This is a genomic window from Pseudomonas sp. UBA6276 (genome assembly GCF_002438365.1).
Taxonomy (GTDB): domain Bacteria; phylum Pseudomonadota; class Gammaproteobacteria; order Pseudomonadales; family Pseudomonadaceae; genus Aquipseudomonas; species Aquipseudomonas coleopterorum.
In genome coordinates, this window is record NZ_DJUS01000050.1 from 1 (window position 1) to 6,523 (window position 6,523).

At 62.5% G+C, this 6,523-nt stretch carries 6 protein-coding genes; 5 read left to right on the forward strand and 1 reads right to left on the reverse strand.

Features of this window, described 5'->3' with window-relative positions; all coding sequences use genetic code 11:
* Positions 1-156: 156 nt before the first annotated feature.
* Positions 157-1,251 carry a GlxA family transcriptional regulator gene (locus tag B2V21_RS05750; protein ID WP_286916295.1) on the reverse strand — a complete coding sequence of 365 codons (1,095 nt, stop codon included), beginning with the start codon at positions 1,249-1,251 and terminating at the stop codon, positions 157-159.
* A gap of 651 nt (positions 1,252-1,902) precedes the next feature.
* Here B2V21_RS05750 and B2V21_RS05755 point away from each other — a divergent pair.
* The 5 genes from B2V21_RS05755 to B2V21_RS05775 all read left to right on the forward strand — a co-directional run.
* Positions 1,903-2,850 carry a choline ABC transporter substrate-binding protein gene (locus tag B2V21_RS05755; RefSeq protein WP_049861401.1) on the forward strand — a complete coding sequence of 316 codons (948 nt, stop codon included), beginning with the start codon at positions 1,903-1,905 and terminating at the stop codon, positions 2,848-2,850.
* A gap of 75 nt (positions 2,851-2,925) precedes the next feature.
* Positions 2,926-3,771: a choline ABC transporter permease subunit gene (gene choW / locus B2V21_RS05760; protein ID WP_043192362.1), complete on the forward strand. Its 846-nt coding sequence runs from the start codon at positions 2,926-2,928 to the stop codon at positions 3,769-3,771.
* Entirely contained in the window at positions 3,768-4,949 is a 1,182-nt protein-coding gene (gene choV / locus B2V21_RS05765; protein ID WP_056844666.1) for a choline ABC transporter ATP-binding protein, read from the forward strand. The genes choW and choV overlap by 4 nt, the downstream gene beginning before the upstream one ends.
* 309 nt (positions 4,950-5,258) lie before the next feature.
* A complete protein-coding gene (gene betI / locus B2V21_RS05770; protein ID WP_043192360.1) occupies positions 5,259-5,852 on the forward strand; it encodes a transcriptional regulator BetI in 594 nt (197 codons plus the stop codon).
* A gap of 48 nt (positions 5,853-5,900) precedes the next feature.
* On the forward strand, positions 5,901-6,523 hold a 623-nt coding region (locus B2V21_RS05775; RefSeq protein ID WP_286916296.1), incomplete at its 3' end, for an aldehyde dehydrogenase family protein.

Sequence of the window (6,523 nt, forward strand, 5' to 3'; positions counted from 1 at the left end):
TAGGAGCGGGTTTACCCGCGAACACGGACAAGGCCCGTGCCATGCACCGAGGCGTCTTCTTCGCGGGTAAACCCGCTCCTACAGGATTTGCGTTGATTTCGAATTTGGCGCCGTCCCTGTGGGAGCGGGCTTGCCCGCGAAGAGGCCAGCGTCGTTCTAGAGCCTTACACTGGCAAACGTCGATTCGTTGCGCGCCTGGCTCAATGCCGACAACGGTCCGGCCAGGACCATGGCTTGCGGGATCGGCAGCATCGCCACCTGCTGGGTGGTATTGGAGCCGACGCGTTCGTCACGCGGCGGAATGCCGAAATACTCGCGATAGCACTTGGAGAAATGCGGCGTGGACACAAAGCCGCACACCGACGCCACCTCGATGATCGACATCGGCGTCTGCTTGAGCAACTGCCGGGCGCGAATCAGGCGCAACTTGAGGTAGTAGCGCGACGGCGAACAATGCAGGTATTTCTGGAACAGCCGCTCCAGCTGGCGTCGCGATACCGCCACATACACCGCCAACTCGTCCAGGTCGATCGGCTCTTCCAGGTTCGCCTCCATCAACGCGACGATCTCCTGCAGCTTGGGCTGGTTGGTGCCCAGCATGTGCTTGAGCGGCACCCGCTGGTGATCCTGCTCGTTGCGGATACGCTCGTAGACGAACATCTCGGAAATCGCCGCCGACAGCTCGCGGCCGTGATCGCGGCTGATCAGGTGCAGCATCATGTCCAGCGGCGCCGTGCCGCCCGAACTGGTGAAACGATTACGGTCCAGGGTAAACAGACGCGTGCTCATGGCCACGCGGGGAAAGGCTTCCTGCATCGAGGCCAGGCATTCCCAGTGCACGCTGCACTCGAAACCATCGAGCAGACCGGCGCAGGCCAGCGCCCAACTGCCGGTACAGACCGCACCCAGGCGCTTGGACTGCCGTGCCTGGCTCTGCAGCCAGCTGACGTGATCACGACCCACCGCACGCTGGATACCGACGCCGCCACAGACGATCACCGTGTCCATCGGCGCGGCCTTGTGCATGGCCGAATCCGGAGTGATCTGCAGGCCGTCACTGGCCCACACCTGGCCACCGTCCGCGCTCAGGGTGGTCCATCGATACAGCTCGCGCCCGGACAACTGGTTGGCCATGCGCAGTGGTTCGACTGCCGAGGCCAGGGAGATGAGGGTGAAGTTGTCGAGCAACAGGAAGCCGATGGACTGAGGACTGCGAGTCTGCGGCTGAGCGCCGGTGGTGAAGGATGTCATTGCGGTATCTCCTTACGCGAAGCGGATGGTGGCCTCAGGCAGGCTCTTGTTATTGCCCTCTGTTTAACAGGGGCTTTGCTTTGCTACGCAAACCCCATGCCGACAATTGGTCGGGAACTCCACCGCGCCTGAAAACGACGTCGCGCAGGGCTATGCAGAGCGCTGCGAAAGACCTTCGCGGGCGACCGTCGATTCTCCTCAAAAGCATACCCGCCGTGGGGTCTGAGCAATTCGGTAGCAACCGCTGGGGTAGCGCACCGCCAAGTGTCACCACAAGCACGCTGTTCGCCGCAGCCCACTGCAGAGCGCGGTCGAAGGCACCGGTGATGAGCTGCGCGCGAAAAAGAGGCGTGCAGCTCGCCTCTGCACGTTCGTGTGGCAACTTCATATAAGTGGATGTACGCAGGTGTCGCGGGTAAGGTCGCTGCTGCAAGCCCATGAGCTGTAAGCGACGTCACCGACACTGGATGCGACTCTGCCCGCACTGGATACGACGCACCCGGTAGGCGGCTGATTTGCGCTGGTACATGATCACTCACGGCCCGATCGCCTGGCACCTTGGCGGCGCACCCGTCGCGGACGCGGCGATCGAGCATTCAAACAAGCGTGGCATGCCCTTGCGCCCCACGCCGAGAAAACCAGGAGCACACCATGAAAGGTCCAACATCGATTCTGCTGGCCACCCTGCTGGGCCTGCCTGTACTGGCTCAAGCAGCGGAACCGGCGCGATGCGCCACTGTGAATTTCTCCGATGTCGGCTGGACCGACATCACCGTCACCACCGCCGTCACCAGTGCGGTGCTGCAGTCACTGGGCTACAAGACCAAGACCACGATGATTTCCGTGCCGGTGACCTACAAGTCCCTGGCCGATGGCAAGAACATGGACGTTTTCCTGGGCAACTGGATGCCGACCATGGAAAACGACATCAAGCCCTATCGCGACGCCGGTACCGTGGAAACAGTGCGGGCCAACCTGGAAAACGCCAAGTACACCCTGGCCGTCCCCCAGGCGCTGTACGACAAGGGCCTGAAGGATTTCGCCGACATCGTCAAATTCAAGAAGGAGCTGGACGGCAAGATCTACGGCATCGAACCGGGCAACGACGGCAATCGCTTGATCCAGAGCATGATCGACAAGAACGCCTTCGGCCTCAAGGACGCCGGTTTCAAAGTGGTCGAATCGAGCGAGGCCGGCATGCTGTCCCAGGTCGACCGCGCCCAGCGGCGCAACACCGACGTGGTGTTCCTGGGCTGGGAACCGCACCCGATGAACACCCGCTTCAAGCTGCAGTACCTGACCGGTGGCGATGACTTCTTCGGCCCCAACTTCGGCCAGGCCACCATCTATACCAACACACGCAAGGGTTACACCCAGGAGTGCAGCAACGTGGGTCAGTTGCTGAAGAACCTGCAGTTCAGCCTGGCCATGGAAAGCACGCTGATGGGCAACGTCCTGGACGACAAGCAGAAACCCGACGTCGCTGCTCGGGCCTGGCTGAAAAACAATCCACAGGTGCTCGACACCTGGCTCGCGGGCGTCACCACCGTCGATGGCAAGCCGGGTCTTGAAGCCGTCAAGGCCAAGCTCGCGCAATAACGCTGGCAGGCGGGCCGGCGGTTGCCGGCCCCACCGGCCGGCCCTTCGTTTCCTCGCATGCGGACACTCACTACCATGCTGACAGACCACAAGATCCCCCTGGGCGAGTACATCGCGGCTTTCGTCGACTGGCTCACCCAACACGGGGCTTCGACGTTCGATGCCATCGCGTCCACGCTCGAAGCGATCATTCATGGTTTCACCGCCGGTCTGACCTGGTTCAACCCCTACGTACTGACCGCCCTGATCGCTGCGCTGGCGCATTTCATCCAGCGCAAATGGGGCCTGACGCTGTTCGTGGCGCTGTCGTTCCTGCTGATCCTCAACCTGGGGTACTGGCAGGAAACCATGGAGACCCTGGCGCAGGTGCTGTTCGCCACCCTGGTCTGCGTGATCATCGGCGTGCCGCTGGGCATCGTCGCTGCGCACAAGCCGATGTTCTACACCATGATGCGGCCGGTCCTCGACCTGATGCAGACGGTACCGACCTTCGTCTACCTGATCCCCACGCTCACCCTGTTCGGGCTGGGCGTGGTACCGGGCCTGATTTCCACGGTAGTGTTCGCCATCGCCGCGCCCATTCGCCTGACCTACCTGGGCATCCGCGACGTGCCGCAGGAACTGATGGACGCCGGCAAGGCCTTCGGCTGCTCTCGCCGCCAACTGCTGTCGCGCATCGAATTGCCTCACGCCATGCCGAGCATCGCCGCCGGCATCACCCAGTGCATCATGCTGTCGCTGTCGATGGTGGTGATCGCCGCCCTGGTCGGTGCCGATGGCCTGGGCAAGCCGGTGGTCAACGCACTGAACACCGCCGATATCGCGCTGGGCTTCGAAGCCGGTCTGGCCATCGTGTTGCTGGCGATCATGCTCGACCGTATCTGCAAACAACCCGACGTCAAGATAGGGGGTGATGCATGAGCATTATTCGATTCGACAACGTCGATGTGATCTTCGCCAAGGACCCACGCGAGGCGTTGAAGCTGCTCGACCAAGGGCTGACCCGCAACGAGATCCTGAAGAAGACCGGGCAGATCGTCGGCGTGGAAAAGGCCAGCCTGGACATCAACAAGGGCGAGATCTGCGTGCTGATGGGGTTGTCCGGTTCGGGCAAGTCGAGCCTGCTGCGCTGCATCAACGGGCTGAACACGGTGAGCCGCGGCAAGCTGTTCGTCGAGCATGAAGACCGCCAGATCGATATCGCCTCGTGCACGCCTGCGGAACTGAAGATGATGCGCACCAAGCGCATCGCCATGGTGTTCCAGAAGTTCGCCCTGATGCCTTGGCTAACGGTGCGCGAGAACATCAGTTTCGGCCTGGAGATGCAGGGCCGTCCGGAAAAGGAACGGCGCAAGCTGGTCGACGAGAAGCTCGAACTGGTGGGTCTGACCCAGTGGCGCAACAAGAAGCCCGACGAGCTGTCCGGCGGCATGCAGCAGCGCGTGGGCCTGGCCCGGGCGCTGGCGATGGACGCCGACATCCTGCTGATGGATGAACCGTTTTCGGCGCTCGACCCGTTGATCCGCCAGGGTCTGCAGGACGAGTTGCTGGAGCTGCAACGCAAGTTGAGCAAGACCATTGTCTTCGTCAGCCATGACCTGGACGAAGCGCTGAAGTTGGGCAGCCGCATTGCCATCATGAAAGACGGGCGGATCGTCCAGTACAGCGTGCCCGAGGAGATCGTCCTCAACCCGGCCGACGATTACGTGCGGACCTTCGTCGCTCACACCAATCCACTCAACGTGCTGTGCGGGCGCAGCCTGATGCGCACCCTGGACAAGTGCACCCGCGTCAACGGTTCGGTGTGCCTGGATCCGGGCGTGGATTCATGGCTGAACCTGGGCGCCGGCAATTCGCTGACCAGCGCACGCCAGGGCGACACCGTGCTCGACGTGCAAGGCTGGGCGCCCGGGCAAGCGATGGAAGGCCTGGGCCGCCGGCCGACACTGGTCAGTGCCGACATCGGCATGCGCGACGCCTTGCAGATCCGCTATCAGACGGGCCACAAACTGGTCCTGCAGGACAGCGACAAACAGGTGGTGGGTATTCTTGGGGATACCGAGCTGTACCATGCCCTGCTGGGCAAGAACCTGGGCTGATCCTCGCTGGCAGGAACCCTGACGCGGCCGGTTTGACACACCGCGGCGTCTTCTTCGCGGGCAGAGACCCGCTCCCACAGGGTTCCGCGCCGCCTGTGGGAGCGGGTCTCTGCCCGCGAACGCCTCCCCGCAATCTGTCTGACACCCCCCGCTCAAACCTTATTGCCTTCCCCTCCCCGATCCTCTAAAAACCCTGCACACATTCCCTCATCCTTTTTTATTGATTGATCGTTCAATCAAAATAAACTAGACTGGCTTCAGTCGGCTGTCACTCACTGCCCGTACTGCAGGCCCAAGGAGATTCGCGCAATGCCCAAGGTCGGTATGCAACCCATCCGCCGCCAACAGTTGATCGAAGCCACGCTCCAGGCTGTCGACCAGGTCGGCATGAGTGACGCCAGCATTGCTCTGATCGCCCGCCTGGCGGGTGTGTCGAACGGCATCATCAGTCACTACTTTCAGGACAAGAACGGCCTGATCGCAGCGACCATGCGCCACTTGATGAACATGCTGATCGACAACGTCGCCACGCGCCGACAGGCCTTGACCGACGACAGCGCCAGGGCGCACCTGCAGGTGATCATCGAAGGCAACTTCGACGCCAGCCAGGTCAACGCTCCGGCCATGAAGACCTGGCTGGCCTTCTGGGCCACCAGCATGCACCAGCCGTCCTTGCACAGGTTGCAGCGGATCAACGACCACCGCCTGTATTCCAACCTGTGTTGCCAGTTCCGCCGTGAATTGCCGGTGGAACAGGCACGCAGCGCCGCACGCGGCCTGGCTGCACTGATCGATGGTCTGTGGTTGCGCGGCGCCCTGTCGGGCGATGCTTTCGATACCGCGCAGGCACATCGCATCGCCTGCGAATACATGGACATGCAACTGGCAAAACAGCAGCGCTGAAGCTTCGCGCCTCGCCTGCTGCCACCTTAACTGCACCGCGAGGATCTTATGGCCCGTTTCCCAACGCAAAAACTCTACATCGATGGCGGCTACGTGGACGCCAGCGGCAGCGGCACCTTCGATGCCGTCAACCCGGCCACCGGTGAAGTGCTGGCGCAGGTTCAGCGCGCCACCGCCGAAGACGTCGAAAAAGCCGTCGCCAGCGCCGAAAAGGGCCAGAAGATCTGGGCCGCGATGACCGCCATGGAGCGCTCGCGCGTGCTGCGCAAAGCCGTCGACATCCTGCGTGAGCGCAACGACGAACTGGCCCTGCTGGAAACCCTGGACACCGGCAAGGCCTACTCGGAAACCCGCTACGTCGACATCGTCACCGGTGCCGACGTGCTCGAATACTACGCCGGCCTGGTGCCTGCCATCGAAGGCGAGCAGATCCCGCTGCGCGACACGTCCTTCGTCTACACCCGCCGCGAGCCCCTGGGCGTGACCGCCGGTATCGGCGCCTGGAACTACCCGATCCAGATCGCCCTGTGGAAGTCCGCTCCGGCGCTGGCCGCCGGCAACGCGATGATCTTCAAGCCCAGCGAAGTCACCTCGCTGACCACCCTCAAGCTGGCCGAAATCTACACCGAGGCCGGCCTGCCCGCTGGCGTGTTCAACGTGCTGACCGGCAG

Bases quoted from the DNA above. Each gene is read 5' to 3' on its own strand.
- choW (WP_043192362.1), top strand. From the start codon at position 2,926: ATGCTGACAGACCACAAGATCCCCCTGGGCGAGTACATCGCGGCTTTC.
- betI (WP_043192360.1), top strand. From the start codon at position 5,259: ATGCCCAAGGTCGGTATGCAACCCATCCGCCGCCAACAGTTGATCGAA.
- B2V21_RS05755 (WP_049861401.1), top strand. From the start codon at position 1,903: ATGAAAGGTCCAACATCGATTCTGCTGGCCACCCTGCTGGGCCTGCCT.
- choV (WP_056844666.1), top strand. From the start codon at position 3,768: ATGAGCATTATTCGATTCGACAACGTCGATGTGATCTTCGCCAAGGAC.
- B2V21_RS05750 (WP_286916295.1), bottom strand. From the start codon at position 1,251: ATGACATCCTTCACCACCGGCGCTCAGCCGCAGACTCGCAGTCCTCAG.